Source organism: Campylobacter concisus, from assembly GCF_015229965.1.
GTDB classification, from domain to species: domain Bacteria; phylum Campylobacterota; class Campylobacteria; order Campylobacterales; family Campylobacteraceae; genus Campylobacter_A; species Campylobacter_A concisus_BD.
On sequence record NZ_JAAKZB010000013.1, the window covers coordinates 1 to 26,248 of the forward strand.

The window sequence follows — 26,248 nt, forward strand, 5'->3', positions numbered from 1 at the left end:
TGGCTGATGAAGTTAGAAAACTAGCTGAGAGAACTCAAAAATCTCTAGGTGAGATAGAAGCAAATACAAATGTCCTAGCTCAATCAATAAATGAGATGAGTGAATCAATAAAAGAGCAAAGTGAAGGAATAAATATGATAAATCAATCAGTTGCTCAAATAGATAATCTAACAAAAGAAAATGTTGTAATTGCAAACCAAGCAAACGAAGTAACATCAGAAGTAGATGAGATGGCTAAAGCTATAGTTGAAGAGGTTAGGAAGAAGAGGTTTTAGCTTCTTAATAAACAAACTTAAATTTGTTTAATGAAAAACTACTGAATTTAATAAACTCCAACCTGGTTTAGGCTGGGTTGGGGGGTGATCTTTTAAATTTAATCTTTGGTGTCGTTTATAAAATCTAAATTCAACTTACAAAAATATCTACCAAATTTTAAAATTTCATGAACGAGTAATTTCGGCTCTAAAATTTGAGCTAAGCGATAAGCGAAGCCAAATTTTAGTAGTCAATTCTTGCGAGTGAATGGAATTTTAAAATTTGCAAAGACAGCTTTGTTAAATTTGTAAATTTCTTTTTATTCTAAAGGGAGACAAGGGGACTTAAATTACGAAGCCGTCCCCTTATCTCCATTTAGATACCCCAATCCCCTCGCACGTTCAAGGTGCATGCAATAGTGCTAACGCACTGCATGCGTTTCAAAAGCTCTGATAAATTTTAGATACGCTCGTTCATGAAATTTTAAAATTTGATCAAAATCTTTCTAGAGCACGTACCTATACACTTTACAAGCTTATGAAATTTCTGTCATTGCGCTAAATTTAAACAAATTTTAATAGATAAATGCCGATAATTAGGGCTTTAAATCACCTTAAAGGATAGACATGAAAAAGATCTTTGCTCTTTTACTGACAGCTTTTGTTGCTCTTTGTGCAAACGAGCTAAAATTTGGTACAGCGGCAAACTACCCGCCATTTGAATACATCGATGAAAACAACAAAATAACAGGCTTTGACATCGATTTGATAGATGAAATTTCGAAGCGTGCTGGCTTTTCATACAAGATCATAAATATGAGCTTTGATGGCCTCATCCCAGCGCTTAAAGCTGGCAAGATAAATGGCATCATAAGTGCGATGAGTGCGACTCCTGATAGACTAAAGTCGATTGATTTCACAAAGCCATACTATCTAACTGAAAACATCTATCTAAAGAAAAAAGGCAACGACGCTTTAAAAGCTAAAGAAGAGCTAGCTGGCAAAAAAGTAGGCGTGCAACAAGGCACCATCCAAGAGCTAGCTGCAAATGCGATAAATGGCGCAAAAGTAGTGCCTTCAGAAGATACTGTGCCACTTATAATGGGGCTAAAAGTTGGCAAATTTGACGCAGTCATCCTTGATAGCTCGATCGGCTATGGCTTTATCAAGAAAAACCCTGAAGTAGAGGCGTTTTTCAAAGAGGTTGATGGTAGCGAGGGCTTTTCAATAGCTTTTGACAAAAACAAAGAGAGCGAGCTTATCGCTAAGATAAATCAAATTTTAGATGAGATGAAAAAAGACGGCAGCTACGACGCACTGCTTAAAAAATACGAACTAAAATAACACCTCCCAACTAGCCTGCAAATTTAGCAGGCTAGCTTTATCTTGCATTTTAAAATTTATACTAAAATCCGCTTTTACATAGAAATTTAAAGGACGGATTATGAGAAAAATTCTGCTACTTTTGTGCCTAGCGCTTAGTCTCTTTGCCTTGCAAAATGACAAAGATATGCTAAGCGGCGAGCTAAAAAACGGGCTTAAATACTATATAAAAGAGAATAAACTCCCGCAAAATACAGCCATCTTTTACCTAGTCGTAAACTCAGGCTCGACTGATGAGAGAGACGGCGAGCAGGGGCTTGCGCACTTTTTGGAGCACATGGCGTTTAATGGCAGCCGTGACTTTAGCAAAAATGAGCTCATTAAACAGCTTGAGAGCCTTGGGGTTAAATTTGGCGCTGATCTAAACGCGCAAACTAGCTACGATCAGACGAGCTACACGCTAAGCATAAATGTAAATGAGAAAAATTTAAAGGACGTTTTCAAGGTCTTTTCAAACTGGATCGATGGCGTAAAGATCGATGCAGGCGAGCTTGATAAGGAGCGCGGCGTCATAATGGAGGAGGAGCGCCAGCGAAACACGCCAGCATATAGGCTCTATCTTGCCCAAAGCAAGGACATCTTTGCAGGTAGCATCTATCAAAAAAGAGTGCCAATAGGCGACATGAACGTGATAAAAAGCGTAGATGCTAAGCACATGCAAGAGTTTTACGAGAGGCTCTATCAGCCAAGGTTTATGAGCTTTGTAGCGGTTGGTGACTTTGATAAAAACGAGATAAAAGCTCTGATAGATGAAAGCTTTAGCGCAGCAAAAAATAGCAACTCTTACGCTCATCCAGACAAAAGTATCGCTTTTAAAGATGGGCTAAACGTCTTTAACTACGACGCAAACGAGACGGCAGCTCAGTTTGTAAGGCTTAGCTTTTTTGATAAATTTAAGCCAGTTTCAGACGAGGCTGACGTGAAGCGAAATTTAAAAGATGCGCTAATAGCTAGCCTTATAAATATGCTTTATGAGCAAAAAAATGCAAATAATTCATCAAATTTAAGCGTTGATTTTATGGCGCAAACACTTCAAGCAAAGCAAAAAATTTATAGCTTTGAGGCAAATGTGATCGGAGATGATTTTAACGCTAGCATTAAAGATATGTTAAGCGTTTTAAATGGTATCGAGAAATTTGGCTTTAATAAAGGCGATTTTACCGATGTGAAAAAGGCGTTTTTGGCAAATGTAGAGGCTAAATTTAAACGCTCAAAAACTAAAAAATCAAGCGTTTATGCAAGTGAAATTTTAAATATGATCGAAAATGGCGGCTTTGTGCTAAGCGATGAAGATAGCAAAAACCTTAGTCTAAAGCTCTTAAACGAGATCACGCTAGAGGATGTTAATGCTAGATTTAAGCAAATTTTAGCCATACCTGATGAGCGCGTGAGGGTCTTTAGCAAAGATGGCTTTAAACTTAGCAAAGATGCCTTTTTGAAGCTAAAAGATGAGGCTAGCCCTTACGATACAAATTTAGTTAGCCAGAGCCTAAATAAGAGCCTTGGCAATGAAAATTTAGAGCCAAAAGATATCCTTTCTAGCGAATTTGACCAAAAGCATGGCATCTATACTTATAAGCTGCCAAATGGCTCGCAAGTCATCTTTAAGCCACTAGCCACCAAAAAAGATAGCATCTTGTTTGCGGCCATTAGCAAAGGTGGCACTTCAGATTTAGCTGATCCTAAGCTTGGTGGCTTTGCGGTTGCGCTTACAAATGAAAGTGGCGTTGGCAAATTTAACAACTACGAGCTTTCAAAGGTGCTAAACGACAAGATAGTAAGCTACGAAAAGAGCATAGAGGCGCTTACACAGGGCATTTACGGCTCTTCAAGCAGTGGCGATCTTGGCTCGTTGCTAGCTGTTATAAATTTAGAGTTTAACTCCCCAAGAGCCGATGCAAACGTGCTTGAGAGGATAAAAAAAAGGGCAAAAGATGAGCTAGCTAAAGAGCAAAATTTACCTGAATATAAATTTAGCACCGAATTTAGCAAGTTTTTTTACGAAAACAACAAGCGTGTAGCGCCCATCGAGATGGCGCAGATCGACGCGCTAAAGCTAAATGAGCTAAAAGAGATCATCAAAGATAAATTTACAAACGCTGCCTCATACACCTTCGTAATCATCGGCGACACCGACGAGGAGAGGCTTTTGCCACTTGTTAAAAAGTATATCGCTACCTTGCCAAAGCTTGGTGAGGCTGAAAATTTTAAGGATGATGGCGTGCGAAGCATCAAGGGTCAGCACACCTTTAAAAGAGAGTATCAAAGCACAAAAAGAAGCGATGTGAGCGTGGATATCGTAAATTTAGATACAAAATACAGCTTCAAAGAGGTGATCAAGTTAAGAGCGTTAAGCTCAGTCTTAAAAACGGTGCTTCGAGAAAAGATCAGAGAGGATAAGGGGCAAACATACGGCTTTAGCCTAAACGCTAGGCTCGCTCGCTATCCGTATGAGCACTCAAAGGCGGTGATCGGCTTTACTTGCGACCCTGCAAACACGGACAAGATCATCGCCGAGATAAAGGAGATAATAGCTAGCATCAAGCGTGATGGCGCACTTTTGCCAAAACATTTGGAGGATTTTAAGGCGCAGAGTGAAATTTCTATAAAAAAAGATTACGAAAAGCCTGAGTTTTGGCAAAATCTCATCATCTCAAATAAATTTTTTAACACGCCACTTTATACGGCTGATGAGTATATAGATGCGATCAAAGCGCTCACAAATGACGATATCAAAGAGGCTGCTAGGCTATATCTTGATGAGAAAAATATGGTGATAAGTATAAATAATCCGAAGTAGAAATTTGGGGGACAGCTGGCTAGCTCTTTAAATTTAAGACTAAGCAGAAATTTGAGTAGCTAAGCTAGCCTCCAGAAATTTATATCTAAATAAAATTTTAGTTATCTAAGCCGGTTTTTTAAATTTAAATATAAATAGACATTTGAGAAGTGAAGCTGGCTCTTTAAATTTAAATATAAATAAATTTAGAGGGCAAGGCCAGCCTCAAAAATTTAAGCAAAATAAATTTAGCGCGCCAAGCCAGCCCCAAAATTTAAACCCTAAAGCTAAGCCAGTATATCCTTTGGCTTTAGCTTGTTTAGCTTTTGCACTAGATCATCAAAGCTCGCTCCATTTTCGACCTCGCGCCTGATAAATTCCTCAAAAAACTCGCGCTTTATGTCTTTATTGGTATAGGTCACGCTCTTTTTGGTAACTTGCATAGGCTTAAATTTCTCTTCTTCTATATCTTCGTCGCCATCTTCTCTAACTGGCGTAAGAGCGATATTTTGCAGCACATCAGCGATATTTTCGCCCTTTTCATAGCTTGTTTTTAGAAATTTCAAAAACTCATCTTTGCTATTTTTATCAGCGTAGCTTACACGCTGTAGCATCGCTTGACCTAGGATTTCTATGCGCTTCTTAGCCGATGTTTGCTCATAAGAGAGAGCGCCGTCTTTAAAAGAAATTTTCACATTTGCATGCTCACCAAGTATCCTTTCGGCGGTAAATTCCAGCCATTTGTCTTTAAAATCGTCGATACTTAGATCAGAGTCTAGCAAATTTCTAGCCTCACGACTTAGATGAAGTACGCCAATGTCGTGATTGATTAGAGCGCCAAGAGCTTTGGTGGCATTAGCGGATATGTGATAGGTTTTGTTAAACTCATCTACACTAAATCCGTTTTTCTCGCTAGTAAGGATGGAATTTAACCTCCAAAGCTTCGTGCTATCAACGAAATTTTTAAGGCTAGCAACCTCGTCTTTACCCATAGAGCTATCAAGCCCGTTTATCTTGCCCCAGATAGAAATTTTATAATTTGACGAGTAGCCAGAGAGCGATAGATGCTTGATGTCTAGGGCATTGGGAGAAATTTTTACTTTGCTTAAATTTGCGATAGTCGTTGGCTGCTTACTAAAAGCGTCTTGATAGTTAAAGCTTTGATTAAATCCATTTAGTGCGTTTATCATGTCAAATCCTTTAACACTATATCGGCAAATGGATTTAAATTTTAAGTTGAATTATTTTTTATTGCGGTATTTTTCGAAAATGGCGATCATCTGGTGCGAATCTTGCGCGACTTTGAGCTTGTTTGGGTTTTTGCTAAGCAGCTCTTCTCTTAAAGCGTCGATGAACTCCTTGTCTTTTTTGCAGGCTTCAAGGCTCACACGTCCTCTAAGTATAGCCATAAATATAACATCGGCAGTCGCGTTTATCATCTCAAGCATCTTTTCTTCGCTCATTTTTTTAAATTTTGTCCTTTTTTAAGCAAATATTATTCCTTTACGCTTACAAAATTTATTATTTTCACCTCTTGGCTCTCTTTGCAAGCCTCCAGCGCAGCCGCATTTTTCACCATGTGAGCGCTCTTCATGTGCTCTTTTTGGCTCTCTAAATTTTCCCAGCTCTCCATAAAGCAGTATTCGCTTTTAGAGCCTGCAACTACGCCACACTCGTAGCTTATGCAGCCTTTGTCTTTTCTTGAAGCTGGCACGATCTCTTTTAAAATCTCTTCAAATTTCGCCTCGCATCCAGCTTTTAACTTTACATTTACATAAAATCCTACCATTTCTTATCCTTTAATATTTTTTGGCTAAAATAACGCAATTTAGACGCAAGTTTGCGTATCACATTACAAGGCCTTTTCATGACAAGATGATACAAAATACTAAATTTATAACTCATAAAACCAACCAAAAACAGTAAATTTAACCAAAATCGGAGAAAAAATGAAAAGACGAGACTTTTTAAAGCTTGGTGCCTTAAGTGCAGCAAGCCTTCAGGCAAAAGAGCTTGACGGAGCAGCTCAGGCGCTTTTTGACAAGCAAAGCGGGCTAAGTGCGAACAAATTTGGCCCATTTTATGTAAGAACTATCGCAGGGCGCGTTGTAGAGACTGAGCCATTTGAGGGCGATGCGTGCCCAAATGAGCTAAACAACGCACTTCTTGATCATATCCAAAATGAAAGCCGTGTAAAATATCCATTTGTTAGAAAGAGCTTTTTGGCTGACCCAAACAACCCAAAGCCAGAGCTTCGTGGCAAAGAGGAGTTTGTGCGCGTTAGCTGGGACGAAGCGATAAAACTAAGTGCAAAAATTTTAAAAGAAAATTTTGATAAATACGGCGCTGAAGCGATCTACGGACAGGTTTATCAGTGGGGTAGCCTTGGCAAAGTTGGTCACAGCCAAAAGACCGCAAAGAGGCTACTTAACGTGCTTGGCGGATATGTAAATGAGCTTGGTGGCTACTCATACGGCGCAGCGACTGTCATCATGCCGCACATCACTGGCTCGATCGACCCAACACTAGCACCAACAAAGTGGGAGGCTATCTTAAAAAATGCCAAGACTATCGTATTTTGGGGCACAAACCCAGTCGTTTCAAACAAGATCGCCATTGGTGTGCCGCTTCACAACTCATATAAATACTACGACGAGATCAGAAAAAAAGGCGAGAGCGGCGAGATGAAAATTTATAGCGTAGACGTTTATCACAACGAAAGCGCAAAATATTTTGGCGCAAAGTACCTTGAAGTCGTGCCTTGCACCGATACGGCGATGATGATAGGTATGTGTAACTACCTTTTTGAAAAGGGGCTTTACAGCAAAGAATTTATAGAAAAATACACCGTTGGCTTTGATAAATTTAAAGAGTATATGCTCGGCACAAAAGACGGGGTCAATAAAAACCTAGCTTGGGCAAGCAAAATTTGTGGCGTGAGCGAGCAAGAGCTGGCGAAATTTAGCGAGGATCTAGCTAAAAACGACTCAGTCATAGTTAGTGGCTACGCCATCCAAAGGCAAGATCACGGCGAGATGGCCTACTGGGCGCTTGTGACGCTAAATGCGATGCTTGGACACATCGGCAAAGAGGGTTGTGGCTTTGTCACAAATGACGGCATGCACAAAAACGCTGACGAAAGCTTCATAGCGCCTAAACTAGCGGCTTTTGAGACGAAGGTGCCACAAAAATTCATTGATAGCGGGCTAGTGCCAAAGACTAAGGGCTATGAGCTGCCAAACTCAAGGCTCATAGACGCGCTTTTAAGCCCTGGCAAAGAGATAACAAGAAATGGCAAGAGCTACAAACTGCCAAAGATAAGAGTGATGTTTAACGCCAATGGCTCGACATTTACAAGGCATCCTGACGCAAACAGAGCGATAAAAGCTATGCAAAAAGTTAGTGCGATCATTACTTGCGAGCCATTTTGGACGAGCACGGCAAAACTAAGCGACATCGTCCTACCAGCTGCGCTTGAGTGCGAGCGAACGGACATCGAGATGGCAAACTCGACTAGCGAATATCTCTTTGCTATTAAGCCGCTTGTCGCGCCATTTGGCGAGAGTAAAAGTGACTTCGAGATCGCAAGGCTCATTGCAAAAGAGTGGGGCAGGGAAGAGGCATTTAGCGAGGGCAAAAGCGAGCTAGAGTGGGTCAAAGAAATTTACGAAGATGCCGTTAAAAAGGCTGCTGGGCTTGGGTATGAGAGCATGCCAAGCTTTGATGAGTTTTGGCAGAAGGGATATTTTAGATTTGACAAGGTTGATGAGAAAAAACGCTACTTTACAAACTACAAGAAATTCCGCGACGACCCAGTGGCAAATCCGCTAAAAACGCCATCTGGCAAGATAGAAATTTACTCTGAAACGGTCGCTGGCTTTGGCTATGATGACTGCCCACCGCATGCGACTTGGCTTGAGCCATTTGAGTGGCTGGGCGCAAAAAATAAAAAATACCCTATCGCCATCAGCGGCGCGCACTCTAAATTTAGACTTCACTCGCAGCTAAATAACTCCGTGCTTCGCCATTTTAACGAGATCGCAGAGCGCGAGCCAGTGCTCATAAACCCAAAAACAGCCGAGGCTAGAGGGATAAAAATGGGCGACGTGGTGAAAATTTACAACGACAGGGGCGAAATTTTGTGCGGTGCATTTGTGACCGAGGACGTGCCACAAAACGTCGTCATCGTGAGCGAGGGCGCTTGGTACGACCCAGATGTGCCAGGCGAGAAGAGCCTTTGCTTGCACGGAAATTTAAACGTGCTCACAAAAGACGTGCCATCAAGCAAGATGAGCCAGAGCAACACCGCCCACACGAGCCTTGTCGAGGTCGAGAAATTTAAGGGCACTTCAAAACGTGTCAGGGCGTTTGACGCACCAAAGATCGGCGCAAGAAAGGCCTAAAAGTAACACTTTGAAAATTTAAAGTGCCAAAAGCTATCCTTTTTTAAATAATTAGAGTTAAAATCTAAGAAAAAAGAAAGGATAGCTCATGAAAATAGCCGAAATAGACACTCCAGCACTGCTCATAGACAAAGATATAGTGCTAAAAAACTTAGACAAAATGCAAAAATATGCTGATAAATTTAACGTAAGCTTAAGACCACATACCAAAACGCACAAGATGCCATATTTTGCAAAACTGCAAGTAGAGTGCGGCGCAAAGGGCATCACGGTGGCAAAGGTGGGCGAGGCTGAAGTGATGGCAAAAGAGGGGCTAAATGACATCTTCATCGCAAATGAGATCGTCACAAGGCAGAAATTTGCTCGCATCATAGCCCTTGTAAGATCTGGCGTAAAAGTGAGCTTTGGTGTCGATAGTGTGGGCATTTTAAGGCTCATTGATGAGGTATTTGGCGAGGCTGGCGAGATAGCTAGGCTACTTGTCGAGATAGAGGTTGGCGAAAACCGCTCAGGCGTCATAGATGAGGGCGACTTTAGAGCTTTGATGAGCGCTTTTAAAGAGTGCAAAAACGTGGAATTTTGCGGTGTTTTCTCGCATGATGGCCACTCATACAAGGCAAAAGATAAGCGCGAGTGCGAGCAAATTTTTAATGTTGCTACCAAGAGAACGCTAAAATTTGCTGAAATCGCGCGAGAGTTTGGATATGAAAATTTCACCGTTAGCATCGGCTCGACGCCCTCGCTGATAAATGATTTTGAGATACCAAAAGGTGTTACGGAGCTTCGCCCTGGCACATATATATTTATGGATGCGTCGCAGGCAAATGCTTATGGTAGCTTTGATATGAACGCTGCTAGCGTGCTTAGCGTAGTGATCTCAAGGCCGACTGCGACCCGCACGATCCTTGATGCTGGGGCAAAGGCGCTAACCAAAGAGAGGCGCAGCGAGGGCTTTTGCACGACGCCTGGCATGGGGCTCATCGCGGGGCATGAGGTGTGGATAGATAGCCTATTTGACGAGCATGCGATCATCTTAAACGAGAAATTTGCAAAAAGCGTGCGCGTGGGTGATCTCGTGTACATCTATCCAAATCACATCTGTCCGGTGGTAAATTTATATGACTACGCCTATCTCGTAAGTGGCGATGAGGTCTGCGAAAAAGTACCAGTTTTGGCAAGAGGTAAGATAGAGTAGGGATTTGGCAGATAAAACCTGTATTAAACAAATTTAAAACACTGTATGGATCGTAGTAAATTTATGCTTTTGGGCAAATTTTAAAACTTCATTCACTCGCAAGAATTGACTACTACAATTTGGCTTCGCTTGCAGCTTAGCTCAAATTTTAGAGCCGAAATTACTCGCTCATAAAATTTAAAATTTGCAAGACACTTGCACGCGCAGTTTGAGTTCAAATTTTACTTTAATATCACCGAACTCTCTTGCAGTTTTTCTAGCTTTAAAATTTGCTCTTTTGGTTTTGCTTTTAGGTGCTCAAGCATCGCTATTTTTTGGGCGTAAATTTCATCAAATTCGGTCTTTATATCAAGCAAATTTTTATTTAAAAAAGAGTTATTTGAGCACATAAGATCGTCAAATTCATAAAGGCTAAAGGCATTTAGCATGCGCTCAAAAACCTCTTTTGCGCTTGGGATGTAAAGTGGCGTGCCCATTTGCAGGTGCGAATTTAGCGAGTTTTCGATCTTTTGCTTTAGAAAATAAACCGCAAGTTTAAGCGCGTTTTCGTAGTTTGACGCAACCTTTACGTCAAGCTTTTCAAAAAAGAGCGAAATCTTTTGCGTCGCCTTAAATTTGGCATTTTCATACTCTCTTAAGAAATTCTCATAGGTCCTGCCAGCGTAGGTATTTATCGATTTTGTCTCGTAGTTTGAGGCAAACTCATCAAATGGATTAAAGCTCTCGTAGCGAGATTTGTAAACGAAAAGCTCATATTCTAAGCTTTTATAAAGCTCATCAAAAGCCGATATGATCTCATTTTCAAGCTCTTTTAGATCCCTTTTGTAGCGTTTAAAAAATTTAGAAAAAACGACGTCTTCATATATGAGCTTTGAAAAGACCTCGTCCGTGTCAAGGTTTATCATTTCAAAATTTTCACGCTTATAAATTTCTTTGTTTAAAAGCGTCTTTGCTGGGTTAAATTTTGTCCTAGAAAATGGCTTAAGCAGCTTAAAAACTTCATCGCTTGCAAGTTTGATAGCCTCGCTCATATCGCTGTATCGCAGGGCGATTTTAGGCTTAAACTCCTCTTTTATCGCCTCTAGCTTTTCTTCAAGTGTGGCATTAAATTTATCCAAAATTTCATCAGCTGCGCCATAAACTTTTAGGCGATTTTCTTGCTCGCTAATTAAAAAATTTACTATCTTTTTCGCCCTTGCTTTTATGAAATTTTCTTTAAAGCTCGCGCTTAAAAACGCCTCTTTTACCGCACTTAGTGCTTTAGCGAAATTTGAGCTTTCTAGCTCGCTCTTGTTTTCATTTGTGATGCCAAGGAGTGCTTGCTTTGACGAGATGGCGATGATATCTTCAAAAAGCTCGCCATAAGTTTGCCTAGCGTGCTTTAGCAAGCTTTCAAGCTCGTCAAGACTTAGCTTGTCCTTTTGGTTGATGAAGCAAAGAGCCTTTAGATCGTTTGTCTTTAAAATTTCTTCTACGCTTTCAAGCTCGCTAGCCTTTGCAGCGTTATTTGCGAGGCTTAGCCAGATCGCGCCACAGACCTTTTTTAGCGTGTTTTTGGTCTCTTTTGTATCGGCATCTCGTAGTGAGTTTAGCCCAGGCGTGTCGATGAAATTTACCTCTTTTAAAATTTCACTTGGCGCATAAAGTGTCATGCTTTTTATCTGCTCGCTCATGGCGTTTAGCTCTGCAAGTTCGCTGCTAGCTAGCAAGCTCTCGCTGCCATTTGTAAATTTCACGCTAAGAAGCGGCATCTTTGCAAATTTTAGCCGTACAGCCTTTGCCGTGACAGGCGTTAGACCTGATGGCAAGATGTTTTGTCCAAGCAAAGCGTTTAAAAATGTTGATTTGCCGCTTGAAAACTGCCCTATAACAGCGATAAGAGGCGGCTCATTTAGAGTGTCGATTAGTAAATTTAGGCTCTCTTTTATCTCATCACTTGCGTGCAGGCTTGGATCATTTAGCTCATTTACCAGCCTTGCTAGCTCACCCTTAAAGTCGCTTGTAAAAACCTTAAAATATCTCGCCTTATAGGCATTTATGAACTCATTAAACATTTTCTAGCTCCCCTAAAAGCGAGCAAATTTCATCTTGCAAGGCGTTTTGCTCTTTTAGTTTTAAAAGTGAGTTTTGATTTTGCGAGCTAAGCTTTTCTAGCTCACGATCTAGCTCTTTTAGCCTCTTATCAAGCGTGGCTTTTTGAGCGCTTTCATAGGTTTTTATGAGGTTTAAAAGGCGGTTTTTTTCGTGGTCAGTTAAAATTTCACAAAATTGAGAGATATTTTTATCTTTTAGCAAACCCTCTTTTAAGCTTAAAAGTGCTTCACTTGCGTCACTTGAAATTTTAGCTCTAAATGTAGCTAAAAGCTCCTTAAATTCAAGCTTTACGCCCATTTGTTCTAAAAAGTCATTGATGTTAAAAACCTCATCTTTACTCATCACATAATCATCAAAATTTAAAGCGATATTTTGCTCGCATGATCTTGTTTGCACCAAAGTTTCGTTTCTAGCCTCTCTCATAAGTGCCATCACACCGTCTCGAAGCGTCGTTTTTGCGATTTGCTCTAGACGCTCAAAATTTAAGCTTTGCTTTTTACTTTTGCAGTAAGCTATCTCACTTTTTACCTTGTCGTTTAGATTTTGTAAAAGTGTCTCAAGCCCCATTTTATAGATATTTTTGGTGTTGCTACTTTCAAGTTTTGCAAGCTCATTTTGAGTTAGACTTTCAAGTTTAGAGAAATTTTCACTAAGTGCGTTTTTGACGTTTGCCTGCTCATTTTGAAGCTTTTTAAGCTCTACTTCATAAGCTTTGAGCGACAAAATTTCAGCCTTAGTAGCTTCAAGCTTGCTATTTAGAATATTTTTTAGCTCCTTTTGATACGAGCTTAAGATAAGGGCTGATTTTTTAGAATTTTTACCAAAGAGCACCTCGTAAAGATAGTCCTTAAACTCCTCTACACCGCTATTTGCAGCGCCTTCTAAGTAGCTTTTTGCACTAAGTGCAAAGTAATCAATCTCCACGCCATTTATCTGCTCGCCGATCGCTTTTTTAGTGTAGTTTAGCGTCTCGTTTAGCTCTTTGGCACTTAGCTCATCAGCGTGAGTTAGTACCACGGCAAGCCTTACGATATGCGAGTTTTCAAGGCATTTTTTCAAAAATAGTGCGTCCTTTTGCGTGGCACTTTGTGAGGCGTTCATCAGGTGAGCTAAAAGGTCGCACTCTCTCATAAAATTTGTAGTGATCTGCTCTCTTAAAACCACCGCATCATCGATGCCTGGCGTGTCTATGATGCAGACATTGTCCTTTAAAAGCTCCAATTCGTCATAAAGCTCGACACTTTTTACAAGATTTGCTGTTTTTGAGCTTGAAGATGTATAGTTTTTTATCTCGTCTATGCCGATATCTACACTTTTGCTTGGTAAATTTTCGCTTGGTACGCCAAGTGCTAAAAGCTCATCTAAGGTGTAAAAATTTACCCTCGCAAAGCTATCTTTGGAGTATTTTAAAATGGTTAAATTTATCGTTTCTGGCACGTTTGAAGCGCCAAGGACGGATTTGTTTAAAAGGGCATTTAAAAGGGTTGATTTGCCAGAGTTTATGACGCCACTTGCAGCTATGTTAAAAAGCGTTTCGTTTGATCTTTTTTTGGCTGCTACAAGCGCCTCTAAAAATGTTTTTTCGTTATCAAGCAAGCTGGCTTTTTCGTTTATCTCGTTTAAAAAGTCTAGGTTTTTATGGAAGTGATCTTTTGGCTTTGTATGAGAAATTTTAGCCTCATTAGCGCCCTTGTTTTTGCTTATGATCTTTTCTAAAAAGGTAAATTTCTCATCATCTATGATCTTTTCATCACGCAATATTTCTAGATATTTTACTATCTCATCGCTTGAAATTTTAGCCTCGTTTAGTGCCTTAAGAGTCGCAAGCTGCGCACTTTGTATGCTAAATATATCAAGCTCGATTTTAAGCCTTTTTAGCACCGCTCTAAACTCATCAAGCGCCATAAACTGATCTAAATTTCTCTCGTCACAAACTAGAAGAAGAGCTAGCAGATCTGGGTAAAATGGCACGCTAGCAGCAGCATTTGTATAAATTTTATTTGCACGCCAAGCCTGTTTTAAAAACTCATCCATAAAGACTCTTTTTGTTGATATTTTGGGATTTTATTAAATTTTTACTTATGAAGCTATCAAAAAATGAGGATGGCGCTCAAGCAAAAAGATATAAGAAAACTTCACACAGATACAAAAAATAGTATCAAAAAAGCACCGAGTTTTAGTTACAAGTAAAATACAACTTTAATTTCTAAAATAGCTAATTTGCTCTTGCAAATAAGTGAGAGCATTGCTTTTAAAATGTAATACTTTTAAACTTAAAGATATTTGTTTTAGTAGCAAAATTTATCTTGCATAAAACATCGCAACCAAACCGCGGTTTATATCTTTTGTATCACCGTCATCTATCTTTGTAACCTTTGAGATGCTCACACTTTTATCGTTATTTATTGTGAAAGTGAGCTCAATAACTCTCTCATTTATCTTTTTAGTATTTTCACCAAAATAGATCACTTCTGGCTCTTTTTGCGAGTAGTAGGCGGCATATTTGCTTTGGGCTACGACGTTGTCAAAGACCCATTTTTGTTTGATATCTAAAATTTGAGCAAGCTCGTTTTTAAACTCAAGGTCACAGCTAACAGAGGCTAGGTAGCCAGCACTTTCTTTTGTCGGATCAAATTTACAGTGCTTGTTTGCGGTGGATAAAATAGTCTCTTTGTCTATGCTTTTGCCGTCCTTTAATATGCTATTTGCGCTATCAAGTGCTAGCTCAAGGCTGTTATCAACTCTTTTTTGCTGAGCAGCTTTGGCATTATTTAGAGCTTTTATGTAGCCGCTATTTTTTCTTTCAAACTCATCTTCAAGTACATTTTTCCCCACCACGCAGCTTACTTTAACCACTTTTTTATCGTCGCTACTGATGTCTTGCCACTGTGTGCTTGTACAGCCTTTAAAGCTATCTATCGCTGAGCCTATTGTTATTGATTTATTACCTTTTAAAATGTAGTTTTTAACAATGCCTATGTTGCTTTCCTTGCAGCCCACTAATAATAAAAGTGCGCTAAATCCTAGAAATAGAGCCTTTTTCATCATTTTACCTTTTTGTAAATTTGACAAAATAGTACCAAACTAAAGTTTAAATTATTATGATTTTATTGAAATAAATTACATAAATATAATTTATTAAAATAGTTTTAGCGGTCGATTCTTACCAATAGTGAAAGTTTTAAAATTTTGTAAAAATAGTTTTTTTAGAAATTTAAAGTTTTTATCAAAAAAAAGGAGACAAGGGGACTTGAATTACGGTTTGCTTGCAGTTACGAGGCAAAGCCCGAGTAAAATCCCCCACTCGCACGTTAGAAGTGCATGCTTTAGTGCTTTGCAATGCATGCATTTTATTGAAATTCCAGTAAATTTTAAAATTTCATGAACGAGTAATTTCGGCTCTAAAATTTGAGCTAAGCGGTAAGCGAAGTCAAATTTTAGTAGTCAACTCTTAGGGGTGAATGAAAGTTTTAAAATTTGCTGAAAATATATACTTTTCACTAAAATTCAAAAACAAATTTTTGCTAAAACCAGCTTAGTTTCAGAAATTTAGCTCAATTATTCTTTGTAAATTTTTGATGTTTTCTTTGATGTTACCGTCTTTATAGATTGCTGAGATGACGGCGATGAGATCGGGTTTTACGTGGGGAAGTGAGCCGATATTTGTCTCATTTATGCCACCTATCACGCAAACAGGTAGGTTTAAAATTTGCTTTGCCTCTTTAACTACTTCAAACCCACATTTTGGGGCATTTGGCTTTGTGGGGCTTGTAAAAATAGAGCCAAAAGCAACGTAGCTAGCGCCGTTTTTAGCGGCATTGATGGCTAAGCTTATATCGTTATAACAGCTAACGCCCACGTATGCGTCCTTGCCTAAAATCTCAAACGCCTCTTTTATATTTTCATCGTCTTTGCCTAGATGAACGGCCTTTGCGCCTATCTTTTTAGCAAATTTGACATCGTCATTTACGATAAATTTCGCACCAAATTTCTCACATAAATTTAAAATTTCACTTGCAAGCTTCTCGTTTTTGACCGCTTTTTTTGATCTAAACTGAAAAAATTTAACCCCGCACTCCAAAATCTCTCTTGCATACTCCAAAGCCAAATTTTCAGGCATTAAAATATCATCACTAATAGCGTAAATTTCAGCCATTAAGCCCTGCTTTATGATCTATAAGTCTTGTGCCAAATTTACTTTTATGAGCATTTTTTATCCCATTTGCCACAAATTTTTTAGCCATTTTTATGGCGCTTACTAGATCACTTTGCTGCGCTAAAATGGCCGCTAGCGAGCTTGAAAAGCTACAACCAGCCCCGTGCATCACTCTAGGCTCAAAAAGCTCCTCGCTAAATTTCATAGCGTCACCATTTTTTAGATAGAGCGTATCCTCGCAAATTTCATCAACCTTCGTTCGCTTTAGCACCATATCGCAAGGCAAATTTGTAAAATTAATACCCAAAATCCTAGCCTCATCTACATTTGGCGTGGCGACGCTTGCTAGGTTTAAAAGCTCTTTTAGCGCTTCGATCGCCCCATCTTCTAGCAGTTTTGCCCCTGACTTTGCCACACAAACTGGGTCTATGACAACTGGCACATTTTTAGCTCTTAACTCCTTTAAAAACGCGCTTACAACGGCTATTATCTCCTCATTAAAGAGCATGCCAACCTTCACAGCGTCTATGTCAAGCTCAGCTAGCACCATCTCAAACTGAGCTTTCACCATCTTTGCTGGCATCGCAAGCACGCTGCTAACGCCATTTGTATTTTGCGCGGTCACGGCTGTGATGACGCTTGCGCTAAAGCAGCCAAATGCCTCGCAACTTTTTATATCCGCCTGCACTCCTGCACCGCCGACGCTGTCGCTTCCAGCAACTATCAAAACATTTTTTTTATTCACCTACACACCCACTTATCTCTTTTATGTCAAAAGGGTCTTTGACCTGCCATGAAAGTGCGTATTTCTCGATACTTTTCTTGATCGCACTTACCAAATAATCAATATCCTCAAAGGTATGCGTATAGTGCAGGCTAACCCTCACCCAGCCTGGCTTGTGGGTGAAATTTGGATCCTCTTTTAGCCCTAAAAGGTCGTGTCCGTATGAGCCTGCGCACGAACAGCCAGCACGTGTTTGTATGCCATACTCTTTGCTTAAAATTTTTGAAAGCTCGTATGGAGCTACATTTTTTACATTAAATGAAAATATCGCAAGGCGCTTTAAATTTGGTGGGCAGTAGCTTATAAGCTCTGGGATTTCCCTTAGCCTTTGGCAAAAGTATTCGCTAAGCTCGCTCTCGTTTTCGTAGATAGTCGCAAGTCCTATCTCTTCTCTTAGCTTGTAAGCTAAATTTGCCCTTATAAGCCCCAAAATAGGCGGTGTGCCAGCCTCTTCAAGTGCCTCTTGATCCTTTAAAAATATATGGTAGTTTTTGCTCACATAGCTTACCGTGCCACCACCTGCAAAGCTTGGCACATCGTCATTTGCTAGCACTTTTTTGATTGCCAGTAGCCCACAGCTACCAACTCCGCCAAGAAGCTTATGCGGCGAGATAAAAAGAGCGTCAAAGTAGTCGCAGTCTAAATTTGCATAGGCACTAAGGCTCGCCACGTCAAATGCCACGATGCCGCCAAATTTCTTAACGAGCGTGTAAATTTGCTTGTAGTCACTTATGACGCCTGTGACGTTTGAGGCTGCGCTAAAGCTAGCGATGATCTCGCGTCCTGCGTTTATCTTTAAAATTTGCTCCAAGTGAGATAGGTCGATGCTGCCGTCTTTTGCAAGCCTGATGCGCTCAACCTCACAAAGCGCCTCTTTAAAGCTGATCTCGTTAGAGTGGTGCTCATAAGGGCCAAGTATTACTAGCGGCGAGTCGTTGTTTGGCTTTAGATCAAACCTTCTTTTGGCAGCTGGAGGCACATAAAGTCCCAAAAGCTCTTGAAATTTCTTGATCGCACCAGTGGCGCCATATCCTGTGGCTATGAGATAAAAGCTATCATCAAGCCCTAAAAATCGCTTTAGCTCGCTTCTAGCGCTATCATACAAAAGCTGTGTTTTATAGGCGTTTGAGGATGTTAGCGAGTGGGTGTTGGCGTAGGTTTTTAAGATATCAGCGACCTCGTCCTCGATAGGCTTATAAGCAAGCCCTGAGGCGGTGTAGTCGAAGTAATGTATCCCTTTTTTTAAAATAATATCTCTTCTAATGTGCTCTAAATTTACCAACTTTAGCCTTTTAGTTTTTGCGTGATTATAATTAAAATTTTCTAAAAATATGCTACAATCCGCCACACAAAGGATACGAAATTTTAGCCATAAAATCGACATTTGAGCGGATGAAGCACCTTGGTATTGCTGAAGTTATAAAATTTCATCTTGTTTTTGATGACTTTTTATTAAAGGGCTCATACTACGATGTTTTTGAGGCGATTAGGGCTGAAATTTTAGATGATTATAAAAATTTGATGGCTAGGTTTTACTTTGACGAGGATAGCGACGAGGCCATCAAAATGGCTCTCATTAAGCTTGCTAGAAGCGACAGAAAGAAATTTAGCGTAAATAAAATTTTGCCCCAAAGCATGACAAATAGGGTCTATGCAAAGCTTTTTAGCAAGGATTTTTTAGTGCTTGAAAAGAGCCAAGAAAAGCCACGAGTAAAAAATAAACGCCAAATTTTAAAAAAGAGCGAGCGAGCTTACAAAATAGAGGATAAAATTCATTTTAACAGCCATTTTTCAAGGTTTTGGTTTAGATTTATCGAGCCAAATTTAAGCCTTTTAAAAGAGGGCAGGAGTGAGGAAATTTTAGAGCTTATAAGAAGAGAATTTGACGAGTACGCAAGCCTTGGCTTTGAGCTTTTAAGCGGCGAGCTAATGGCTAAAAAGCTTGGGCTTGATGGCATTTTGCTAAGCTCATTTTGGAGTAAAAATATAGAGCTAGACATGCTTTTTAGCATAAATGGCAAGATAATAGTCGGCGAAGCAAAGTACAAAGAGCGAAAAATTTGCAAAAATGTCTTAAATTTAGTCCTTCACAAGTGCGAAAGGCTAGGCATAAAGCCTGATATCGTGGCACTTTTTTCAAAAAGTGGCTTTAGCAACGAGCTTTTGGGCTTAAAAGATGAGCGACTTAGGCTTTATGAGATAAAAGATTATGAGGAGTTGCTGTGAGTGATATCGATATACAAAATGGCCTAAAAAGCCTAATAGAGCAGACCTATCTGATAGAGCGTGAGTATAAAAATTTGACCGCTTCTTATATGAGCTTGCAAGGTTTTATAAAAGATATCGTAGAAATTTTGCCAAATGCCATTTGGGTGCTTGATGAAAATGATGAAATTTTCTTGCAAAACTCAGAGGCGCAAAAGCTTGGTAAAGCGCTAAATTTCATCCCAAAAGATGAGGGCGAGCTAAACTTTGGCTCGCAAATTTATCTAGTAAAAAAGGTGATCAAAGATGATAAAAAGATCATCTCAGCTACCGACATAACGCAGGAAAAACGCACCGAGCGCCTAGCCTCGATGGGTCAAGTAGCAGCGCACCTAGCTCACGAGATAAGAAACCCCATAGGCTCTATTTCGCTTCTAAACTCCACACTTTTAAAAAGGGCTGAGCCAAAAATTTTGCCCATCGTCGAGCAGATACAAAAGGGTATCTGGCGGGTTGAGCGCATCATCAAAGCCACACTTCTTTTTACAAAAGGGCTTAGCATCACGCCAAAGGAATTTAACTTTTTAGATATCAAAAGCGAGTGCGAGGAGGCGCTTAAATTTTATGAGTATTCAAAAGATATAACTTTTGAGCTAAATTTCCCTGACGCCTTTTATTGTGGCGACTTTGACCTCATTGCGATGGTCTTTCAAAACATTTTATTTAACGCCATAGACGCTATCGAAGAGGACGAAAACGACGAAGGCGTGGTGAGACTAAGCTACGAAAAGACGCCAAATGAACATAAATTTATAGTCTATGACAGCGGAGTTTCTATAAAAAATGAAAACATCGTCTTTGAGCCATTTAAGACGAGCAAACTAAAGGGCAATGGCCTAGGACTGCACCTTTGTCTGCAGATAATAGAAGCGCACAAGGGCAGCATAGAGATAACCCTTGAGCCAAAGACATTTTGTATAAATTTACCTATAAAGGAGAAGTAATGAGAGAAATTTTAAATGAGCTAAATGCGTGGCAAAATGGCCTAAAAGCGCTTAAATTTAGTGAAATTTTTAAAAATGGCAGCGAAAAAGTGGTCTTTATAAGCGTTGATATGATAAATGGCTTTTGTTGTGAAGGCGCACTAGCTAGCAAGCGTGTGGGTGAGCTCTCAAAGGACATAGCAGAGACTTTTAAGCTGGCAAGGGATAAATTTAACCTTAAAAACTACATCCTCATTCAGGATGCTCATGAGCCAAATTCAGCTGAGTTTGCGAGCTTTCCAGCTCATGCTTTAAAAGGGCAAAATGAGGCACAGGCAGTTGATGAGCTAAGAAATTTAGACTTTTTTAGCGAGATGAAGACTTTTTATAAAAACTCACTTAGCATCGCTTACTCACAGGAGTTTAATAAATTTATAAGTAAATTTGACAGCTTTGTTGTGATGGGCGACTGCACCGATATGTGCGTATACCAGCTTGTTTCTCACCTAAGGCTTAGCGCAAATGAGCAAAATTTAAAAAGGGAGATCATCGTGCCTGCAAATTTGGTGCAAACCTACGACGCTCCAGGGCATAGTGGAGATTTTTATCAAAATGTATTTTTACACCACATGCAAATGGCACTAAACGCACGTGTGGTAAAAGAGCTAGAAATTTAGCCATATATTTATATTAAAAACAATTATCAAGTTATAAAATTTAGCGCTTATCTATCGTATTTATATAATTAATAACGCGGATTTGCGCTAATTTTCAGATCTATTCTCTTTAAATTTCTCTTCTTATAAAATATTTTTAGGTTACATTTTTACAATATATTTGACATTAACTATCAATATAGTTATAATCACGCTCAAATTTTAAAAATAAGAGGTATTATGGAACTTTTAAAACACAACATTGACTATATAATCATCGGTATTTTGGGCGTTATGAGCTTTTTTGTGCTTTGGTATACGATAGAGCGTATCATTTTTTACTCACGCGTCGATATAAATAGCTACAAAAACATCGAAGAGCTCGATGAGGCGCTAACAAAAAATTTAACCACACTTTATATCATCTACTCAAATGCCCCATATATCGGGCTTCTTGGCACGGTTGCTGGCATAATGATCACATTTTACGACATGGGTATGGCTGGCGGCATTGATACAAAAAGTATCATGATTGGCCTATCTTTAGCACTAAAAGCGACCGCATTTGGCCTACTTGTGGCGATCCCGACGCTTATGATCTACAACGGCTTTGTTAGAAAAGTCGATGTCATGATAAATAGATACAAGGCCAAAAATGCGTCTAAATAAAAAAGATGGACTAAATATCGTCCCATTTATCGATATCATGCTCGTTTTGCTAGCCATCGTGCTAAGCATCTCGACCTTTATCGCCCAGGGCAAGATCGCAGTCGATCTACCAAGCGCCAAAAGCGCACAGCAGGATAAAGAGGATGAGAAAAAAGTGAGTGTCGTTATCGATAAAGATAATAAATTTTTTATAGACGATGTGGAAATTTCAGAAGATGAGCTAAAAGATAAGCTAAATGCTGTGGATATAAAAACCTTAATCGAACTAAAAAGCGATAAAAACGCTAAATTTGACAGCTTTGTAAAAGTAGTTGATATCTTAAAAGAAAAAGGTCACGAAAACTTTGCAATCCAAACAATCTCTGAGTAAAATTTCAAACTATAGTGGCCTAGCAGTATCGGCAATAGTGCATGTAGCAGCGGCTTATTTCTTGCTTTCACATAATTTTAGTGAGATAAAGATAGGCGAGCAAAAACCTATAAAAATAGCTATAAATTCTTTTACTCCGGTGCCGCAAACTACGGCTCCGCAGATAAGCGAACAAGTGTTAATACCTGAGCCAACACCCCCAGCTCCACCGCCACCGCCAGAGCCACCAAAACCAGAACCTAAGCCTGAGCCAAAGGTAGAGCCAAAGCCACTACCAAAACCAGAACCTAAAAAGATAGAAAAGCCAAAACCTGAGCCAAAAAAGATGGAGAAAAAGCCACTGCCAAAGCCTGAGCCTAAAATCGAGCCAAAGGTGGAGCCAAAACCTGCTATCACTCCACCAGCACCTGTCGCGACGCCAGCACCTGCTGTAAATTCAAATTTACCAGCAAATAACAAGTCTATCGCCTCAGCTCCAGCTCAAAAAGTAGCCCAAGAGTTAAATTTATCAAACGCACAAAGCGATGAGGACTTTAGCAAGGTCATAGCAGCTGTGAAAAAGCATAAAAGCTACCCAAACAACGCTAGAAGGATGAAGCATCAAGGCGTTGTTGAAGTTAGATTTTTGCTTAAAACAGACGGCAGCATAGACGAGCTAAAGGTTACTAAAAGTTCAGGCTTTGAATCACTTGACAACGGTGCTTTAGAAAATGTCAAAAAAGCAAGCTCTGAGTTTCCAAAGCCAAAAGAAGATCGCTATCTTCGCTTTCCAATAGCTTTTACATTAAGATAGTTTTGGTTTTTTTGACTTATTTTTTGCATAATATATTAATGTATAAAATAAAGAATTTTTTACTAAATAGAAACTTAATTTAAGTTATATTTAAAATTAATAAGGACAAATGATAAAATTTAATCAATTATTATTCTTGTGGTTGCCTTTTTAGGAGCTGCTTTAAAAGGTGATAGCAAATTTAATAAAATTTAATTTTTTGCCTTACTTACTGCTAAACAAAATATTATTATAAAATTTTTTTAACTATGAAATTTTAGTTTGGCTGTTATAAATTTTGTAAATTTATATTTATTTTATATTAAATTTTATCAAAAATGGCTTTTAAACTTAAAGTGTAGGACAAATCCGAGCTATTTTGACCCTTTTTATATAATAAAAAAGTGATATTATTAGTAATATAACAAATTAGACAAGCAAATTCCTAAAAATTAGCTTAAATATGAAATATAATTTTACTTCAAATGTCGTCCTATCAACCAAAAATCTTAAAACTTAAAAAAAATAAGTAGTCATTAATATTTAAAATCTCAAATACCTATATAATTTCACTCGGTAACAATTTTTTACTAAGGAGAAGCTGTTATGGCAACCAGAAGAGAACATGATTTTATTGGCGAGTTGGAAATTTCTGACAATTTTTACTATGGCATCCAAACATTTAGGGCTACTGAAAACTTCCACATGAGTGGCAGAACATTAAAAGAGTATCCATACTTTGTAAAGGCATTTGCACAGATCAAAAAAGCTGCTGCGCTTGCAAATAAAGAGGTTGGCGTTTTAGATCCAAAGATAGCTGATGCTTTGGCAAAAGCTGCTGATAGAGTAATAGCTGGCGAGTTTTTAGATCAATTTGTTGTTGATATGGTTCAAGGTGGCGCAGGAACAAGTACAAATATGAACTCAAACGAGGTTATCACAAATATCGCGCTTGAGAGCCTTGGTCACAAAAAAGGTGAGTATCAATACATCCATCCAAACGATCACACAAACCTTGGACAAAGCACAAATGACACTTATCCAAGCTCTATTAAAGTAGCAACTTATGCAAAGCTTACTGACTTGCTTGCTGCTATGAATTTACTAAAAGATGAGCTTGAGAAAAAAGCAAAAGAATTTAAAGATATCATCAAAATGGGTAGAACAGAGCTTGAAGATGCCGTCCCTACAACACTTGGCAACACTTTTAACGCATTCGCAAGCTACATCAAAAGTGACATCGAAAAGATCACAGCTGCTCGTGAGTCAATGACACATCTAAACATGGGCGCAACTGCGATAGGCACAGGCATTAACTGCCACCCAGATTATAAAAATGTAGTTGTTAAAAAACTAAAAGAGATCACTGGAGTTGATTTTAAAAAGGCTGATGATTTTATCGCAGCTACGCAAGATACTGCAGACTTCGTCCATGTAAGTGGTGCGCTTAAAACTGCAGCTGTTAGACTTTCAAAAATCGCAAATGACTTAAGGCTAATGAACTCTGGCCCAAGATGCGGTCTTGGTGAGATAAATTTACCTCAAATGCAACCAGGCAGCTCAATCATGCCAGGTAAGGTAAATCCAGTTATCGCTGAGGTTGTAGGTGAAGCTTGCTATGAGGTTATCGGCAACGACGTAACTATCATGCTTTGCTCTGAAAGAGGCGAATTTGAGCTAAATGCATTTGAGCCAGGCATCGCTTATGCGCTATTTAACTCTATATTCATCCTTGAAAATGCTATGAAAACACTAGCTGAAAAAGCTATCAAAAAACTTACAGCAAACCCTGAGGCTTGCTTAAAATCAGTTCTTGGCTCAGTTGGTATCGTAACAGCATTTAACCCATATATCGGTTACGAAAAATCAGCAAGCATCGCAAAAGAGGCTCTTCAAACAGGTAAAGCAGTTGGCGATATCTGCCTAGAGAGAGGCTATCTAAGCAAAGAAGAGATCGATAAGATTTTAGAGCCTAAAAATATGCTAAATCCGAGCATGGTTAAGTAAAAATTTAAGCAAAGTATTATTAAAGGCGTGCCAGAATTCTGACACGCTTAAGTGGTGATTTTAGTAATAAAATTTAATAAAGGAGTTTTCGATGGATATAATGCTGATCTTACAGATTATAGTCCTATTTGGCGGCATCTATCTTGGTGTCAAACTAGGTGGTATGGGCGTTGGCTACGCAGGTGGTCTTGGCGTTGTGATACTCGCTTTACTTGGTATGAAAGTCGATATGAAAGACATCCCTATGGATGTTATCTTGATCATCGCTTCAGTTATCTCAGCGATCACAGCTTTGCAAGTTGCGGGCGGACTTGACTATTTAGTTCAAGTAGCAACAAAAATTTTACGCAAGAATCCAAAACAGATCAACTTTCTTGCTCCGATAGTTACTTACTTTTTAACTATCCTTGCAGGAACTGGACATACTGCGTTTTCAATGATCCCCGTTATAGTTGAGGTTGCTAAAACTCAAAACATCAAACCTTCAGCTCCACTTGCGCTTTCAGTTGTCTCTTCTCAAGTAGCGATCACTGCAAGCCCTATCTCAGCTGCATTTGTTGCTATGAGTGGCCTATGTGAAAAGCTAGGTGTTAGCTATCCAGTGTTGCTATTTATTTGTATATCAACTACATTTGTTGCGATGATTATCACTGCATTTATCGTCAATAAATTTTACGATCTTGACCTTTCAAAAGATCCTATCTACCAAGATAGACTTGCAAAAGGTTTGGTTGCAGAGGTTAAGGATGTTGAGTATCACGAGCCAAAACCATACGCAAAAAGATCAGTTGCTATCTTTGCTGTTGGCGTTTTGATCGTTGTTTGCTATGCGCTAGTCATTTCAAAGAGCTTAGGTCTTGTAGAAAAACCTATCCTTTCAAGAGATGCTGCTATTATTAGCTTTATGCTAACAATTGGCTTTACAATCGCAGTAGCTTGCAAAGTTGAGACAGGCAAACTTCTATCAACTAGCACTTTCCAAAGTGGTATGAATGCGTGCATCTGCGTTATTGGTATCGCATGGCTTGGTACAACATTTGTTAATGGTCACCTTGACTCTATCAAAGAGGTTGCAAAAGACTTCGTTACTCAGTATCCATTTATCCTAGCTGTTGCGCTTTATTTCTTAAGCTGCTTGCTATACTCACAAGCTGCTACAACAAAGGTTATGATGCCTGCTGTTGCTGCTGCTCTTGGTATGACTAGCCCTGAAAATTCAGGTCAAATTTGGATCCTTGTAGCTTCATTTGCTGCAGTTTCTGGTCTATTTGTATTGCCAACATATCCTACAACACTAGGTGCGATAGCGATGGACGATACAGGAACTACAAGAGTTGGTAAATTTGTATTTAACCACTCATTCTTCATCCCAGGAACTATAATGGTTGCATTATCAGTTATCCTTGGATTTATAGTAGCTCCAGTTCTTATATAAAACTTAAGCCGAGAGAGATCTCGGCTTTTTATTCTTCTTTAAATTTTCAATTTTTATATCAAATTCTTAAATAATATCTCTTTTTAAATTTTAAATTTTTTAT

General features: G+C 39.1%; 21 protein-coding genes and 1 pseudogene. 13 read left to right on the forward strand and 9 right to left on the reverse strand.

What is annotated here, in order from left to right; translation table 11 throughout:
- The 3 genes and pseudogenes from G6W43_RS06535 to G6W43_RS06545 all read left to right on the forward strand — a co-directional run.
- A pseudogene (locus G6W43_RS06535) lies at positions 1-275 on the forward strand (methyl-accepting chemotaxis protein); the annotation flags it as partial.
- A gap of 606 nt (positions 276-881) precedes the next feature.
- Positions 882-1,598, forward strand: coding sequence for a basic amino acid ABC transporter substrate-binding protein (locus G6W43_RS06540; protein ID WP_103602472.1), 717 nt, complete (start codon positions 882-884; stop codon positions 1,596-1,598).
- Between the two features lie 100 nt (positions 1,599-1,698).
- Positions 1,699-4,437, forward strand: coding sequence for a M16 family metallopeptidase (locus G6W43_RS06545; RefSeq protein ID WP_194169412.1), 2,739 nt, complete (start codon positions 1,699-1,701; stop codon positions 4,435-4,437).
- 266 nt (positions 4,438-4,703) lie between these two features.
- Here G6W43_RS06545 and G6W43_RS06550 read toward each other — a convergent pair whose 3' ends face one another.
- The 3 genes from G6W43_RS06550 to G6W43_RS06560 are packed head-to-tail and all read right to left on the reverse strand — an operon-like array spanning position 4,704 to position 6,205.
- On the reverse strand, positions 4,704-5,606 hold the full coding sequence (locus tag G6W43_RS06550) for a hypothetical protein (RefSeq protein ID WP_103617297.1): 903 nt from the start codon (positions 5,604-5,606) through the stop codon (positions 4,704-4,706).
- A gap of 51 nt (positions 5,607-5,657) precedes the next feature.
- Positions 5,658-5,879, reverse strand: coding sequence for a nicotinate phosphoribosyltransferase (locus G6W43_RS06555; RefSeq protein WP_087581498.1), 222 nt, complete (start codon positions 5,877-5,879; stop codon positions 5,658-5,660).
- A 32-nt stretch (positions 5,880-5,911) separates the two neighbouring features.
- Entirely contained in the window at positions 5,912-6,205 is a 294-nt protein-coding gene (locus tag G6W43_RS06560) for a putative quinol monooxygenase (protein WP_021084216.1), read from the reverse strand.
- 160 nt (positions 6,206-6,365) lie between these two features.
- Between G6W43_RS06560 and G6W43_RS06565 the strand changes: the two genes are divergently transcribed.
- Positions 6,366-8,819: a molybdopterin-dependent oxidoreductase gene (locus tag G6W43_RS06565; RefSeq protein ID WP_194169413.1), complete on the forward strand. Its 2,454-nt coding sequence runs from the start codon at positions 6,366-6,368 to the stop codon at positions 8,817-8,819.
- Positions 8,820-8,907: 88 nt separating this feature from the next.
- A complete protein-coding gene (locus tag G6W43_RS06570; protein ID WP_194169414.1) occupies positions 8,908-10,014 on the forward strand; it encodes a D-TA family PLP-dependent enzyme in 1,107 nt (368 codons plus the stop codon).
- A gap of 221 nt (positions 10,015-10,235) precedes the next feature.
- Here G6W43_RS06570 and G6W43_RS06575 read toward each other — a convergent pair whose 3' ends face one another.
- The 6 genes from G6W43_RS06575 to G6W43_RS06600 all read right to left on the reverse strand — a co-directional run bounded on the left by G6W43_RS06575 (position 10,236) and on the right by G6W43_RS06600 (position 18,330).
- A complete protein-coding gene (locus G6W43_RS06575) occupies positions 10,236-12,068 on the reverse strand; it encodes a dynamin family protein (RefSeq protein ID WP_194169415.1) in 1,833 nt (610 codons plus the stop codon).
- Complete coding sequence (locus tag G6W43_RS06580) at positions 12,061-14,142, reverse strand: dynamin family protein (protein WP_194169416.1); 2,082 nt, start codon at positions 14,140-14,142, stop codon at positions 12,061-12,063. The genes G6W43_RS06575 and G6W43_RS06580 overlap by 8 nt, the downstream gene beginning before the upstream one ends.
- A 267-nt stretch (positions 14,143-14,409) precedes the next feature.
- The gene (locus tag G6W43_RS06585; protein ID WP_103608645.1) at positions 14,410-15,153 is read right to left on the reverse strand and encodes a hypothetical protein; all 744 of its coding nucleotides are present in this window, start codon (positions 15,151-15,153) and stop codon (positions 14,410-14,412) included.
- Between the two features lie 496 nt (positions 15,154-15,649).
- Positions 15,650-16,264 (reverse strand): thiamine phosphate synthase, encoded by a 615-nt coding sequence (gene thiE / locus G6W43_RS06590; RefSeq protein WP_149712587.1) that lies wholly within the window; start codon positions 16,262-16,264, stop codon positions 15,650-15,652.
- Complete coding sequence (gene thiD / locus G6W43_RS06595; RefSeq protein WP_194169417.1) at positions 16,257-17,009, reverse strand: bifunctional hydroxymethylpyrimidine kinase/phosphomethylpyrimidine kinase; 753 nt, start codon at positions 17,007-17,009, stop codon at positions 16,257-16,259. Before thiD ends, thiE begins: the two co-directional genes overlap by 8 nt.
- Positions 17,002-18,330, reverse strand: a complete 1,329-nt coding sequence (locus G6W43_RS06600) for an aminotransferase class V-fold PLP-dependent enzyme (RefSeq protein WP_194169418.1) — start codon at positions 18,328-18,330, stop codon at positions 17,002-17,004. The genes thiD and G6W43_RS06600 overlap by 8 nt, the downstream gene beginning before the upstream one ends.
- Positions 18,331-18,440: 110 nt before the next feature.
- Here G6W43_RS06600 and G6W43_RS06605 point away from each other — a divergent pair, with 110 nt between their 5' ends.
- The 8 genes from G6W43_RS06605 (at position 18,441) to G6W43_RS06640 (ending at position 26,145) form a co-directional block, all read left to right on the forward strand.
- A complete protein-coding gene (locus G6W43_RS06605) occupies positions 18,441-19,274 on the forward strand; it encodes a DUF234 domain-containing protein (RefSeq protein WP_021088030.1) in 834 nt (277 codons plus the stop codon).
- On the forward strand, positions 19,271-20,257 hold the full coding sequence (locus G6W43_RS06610) for an ATP-binding protein (protein ID WP_194169419.1): 987 nt from the start codon (positions 19,271-19,273) through the stop codon (positions 20,255-20,257). The genes G6W43_RS06605 and G6W43_RS06610 overlap by 4 nt, the downstream gene beginning before the upstream one ends.
- The gene (locus tag G6W43_RS06615; RefSeq protein ID WP_194169420.1) at positions 20,257-20,913 is read left to right on the forward strand and encodes a cysteine hydrolase family protein; all 657 of its coding nucleotides are present in this window, start codon (positions 20,257-20,259) and stop codon (positions 20,911-20,913) included. Before G6W43_RS06610 ends, G6W43_RS06615 begins: the two co-directional genes overlap by 1 nt.
- 219 nt (positions 20,914-21,132) lie before the next feature.
- Positions 21,133-21,561, forward strand: coding sequence for a TonB-system energizer ExbB (gene exbB / locus G6W43_RS06620; RefSeq protein ID WP_103573494.1), 429 nt, complete (start codon positions 21,133-21,135; stop codon positions 21,559-21,561).
- Entirely contained in the window at positions 21,548-21,931 is a 384-nt protein-coding gene (exbD, locus tag G6W43_RS06625) for a TonB system transport protein ExbD (RefSeq protein WP_103632138.1), read from the forward strand. Before exbB ends, exbD begins: the two co-directional genes overlap by 14 nt.
- A gap of 61 nt (positions 21,932-21,992) precedes the next feature.
- Positions 21,993-22,724, forward strand: coding sequence for an energy transducer TonB (locus G6W43_RS06630; protein ID WP_234402685.1), 732 nt, complete (start codon positions 21,993-21,995; stop codon positions 22,722-22,724).
- A gap of 585 nt (positions 22,725-23,309) precedes the next feature.
- The gene (locus tag G6W43_RS06635; protein ID WP_103570261.1) at positions 23,310-24,710 is read left to right on the forward strand and encodes an aspartate ammonia-lyase; all 1,401 of its coding nucleotides are present in this window, start codon (positions 23,310-23,312) and stop codon (positions 24,708-24,710) included.
- A 91-nt stretch (positions 24,711-24,801) separates the two neighbouring features.
- Complete coding sequence (locus tag G6W43_RS06640; protein WP_194169421.1) at positions 24,802-26,145, forward strand: anaerobic C4-dicarboxylate transporter; 1,344 nt, start codon at positions 24,802-24,804, stop codon at positions 26,143-26,145.
- Positions 26,146-26,248 lie beyond the last annotated feature (103 nt).

Bases quoted from the DNA above. Each gene is read 5' to 3' on its own strand.
- G6W43_RS06635 (WP_103570261.1), top strand. From the start codon at position 23,310: ATGGCAACCAGAAGAGAACATGATTTTATTGGCGAGTTGGAAATTTCT.
- G6W43_RS06560 (WP_021084216.1), bottom strand. From the start codon at position 6,205: ATGGTAGGATTTTATGTAAATGTAAAGTTAAAAGCTGGATGCGAGGCG.
- G6W43_RS06605 (WP_021088030.1), top strand. From the start codon at position 18,441: ATGAAGCACCTTGGTATTGCTGAAGTTATAAAATTTCATCTTGTTTTT.
- G6W43_RS06545 (WP_194169412.1), top strand. From the start codon at position 1,699: ATGAGAAAAATTCTGCTACTTTTGTGCCTAGCGCTTAGTCTCTTTGCC.
- G6W43_RS06570 (WP_194169414.1), top strand. From the start codon at position 8,908: ATGAAAATAGCCGAAATAGACACTCCAGCACTGCTCATAGACAAAGAT.
- G6W43_RS06575 (WP_194169415.1), bottom strand. From the start codon at position 12,068: ATGTTTAATGAGTTCATAAATGCCTATAAGGCGAGATATTTTAAGGTT.
- G6W43_RS06585 (WP_103608645.1), bottom strand. From the start codon at position 15,153: ATGAAAAAGGCTCTATTTCTAGGATTTAGCGCACTTTTATTATTAGTG.
- exbD (WP_103632138.1), top strand. From the start codon at position 21,548: ATGCGTCTAAATAAAAAAGATGGACTAAATATCGTCCCATTTATCGAT.
- G6W43_RS06565 (WP_194169413.1), top strand. From the start codon at position 6,366: ATGAAAAGACGAGACTTTTTAAAGCTTGGTGCCTTAAGTGCAGCAAGC.
- G6W43_RS06555 (WP_087581498.1), bottom strand. From the start codon at position 5,879: ATGAGCGAAGAAAAGATGCTTGAGATGATAAACGCGACTGCCGATGTT.
- G6W43_RS06550 (WP_103617297.1), bottom strand. From the start codon at position 5,606: ATGATAAACGCACTAAATGGATTTAATCAAAGCTTTAACTATCAAGAC.
- G6W43_RS06640 (WP_194169421.1), top strand. From the start codon at position 24,802: ATGGATATAATGCTGATCTTACAGATTATAGTCCTATTTGGCGGCATC.
- G6W43_RS06580 (WP_194169416.1), bottom strand. From the start codon at position 14,142: ATGGATGAGTTTTTAAAACAGGCTTGGCGTGCAAATAAAATTTATACA.
- G6W43_RS06615 (WP_194169420.1), top strand. From the start codon at position 20,257: ATGAGAGAAATTTTAAATGAGCTAAATGCGTGGCAAAATGGCCTAAAA.
- G6W43_RS06540 (WP_103602472.1), top strand. From the start codon at position 882: ATGAAAAAGATCTTTGCTCTTTTACTGACAGCTTTTGTTGCTCTTTGT.
- exbB (WP_103573494.1), top strand. From the start codon at position 21,133: ATGGAACTTTTAAAACACAACATTGACTATATAATCATCGGTATTTTG.
- thiE (WP_149712587.1), bottom strand. From the start codon at position 16,264: ATGGCTGAAATTTACGCTATTAGTGATGATATTTTAATGCCTGAAAAT.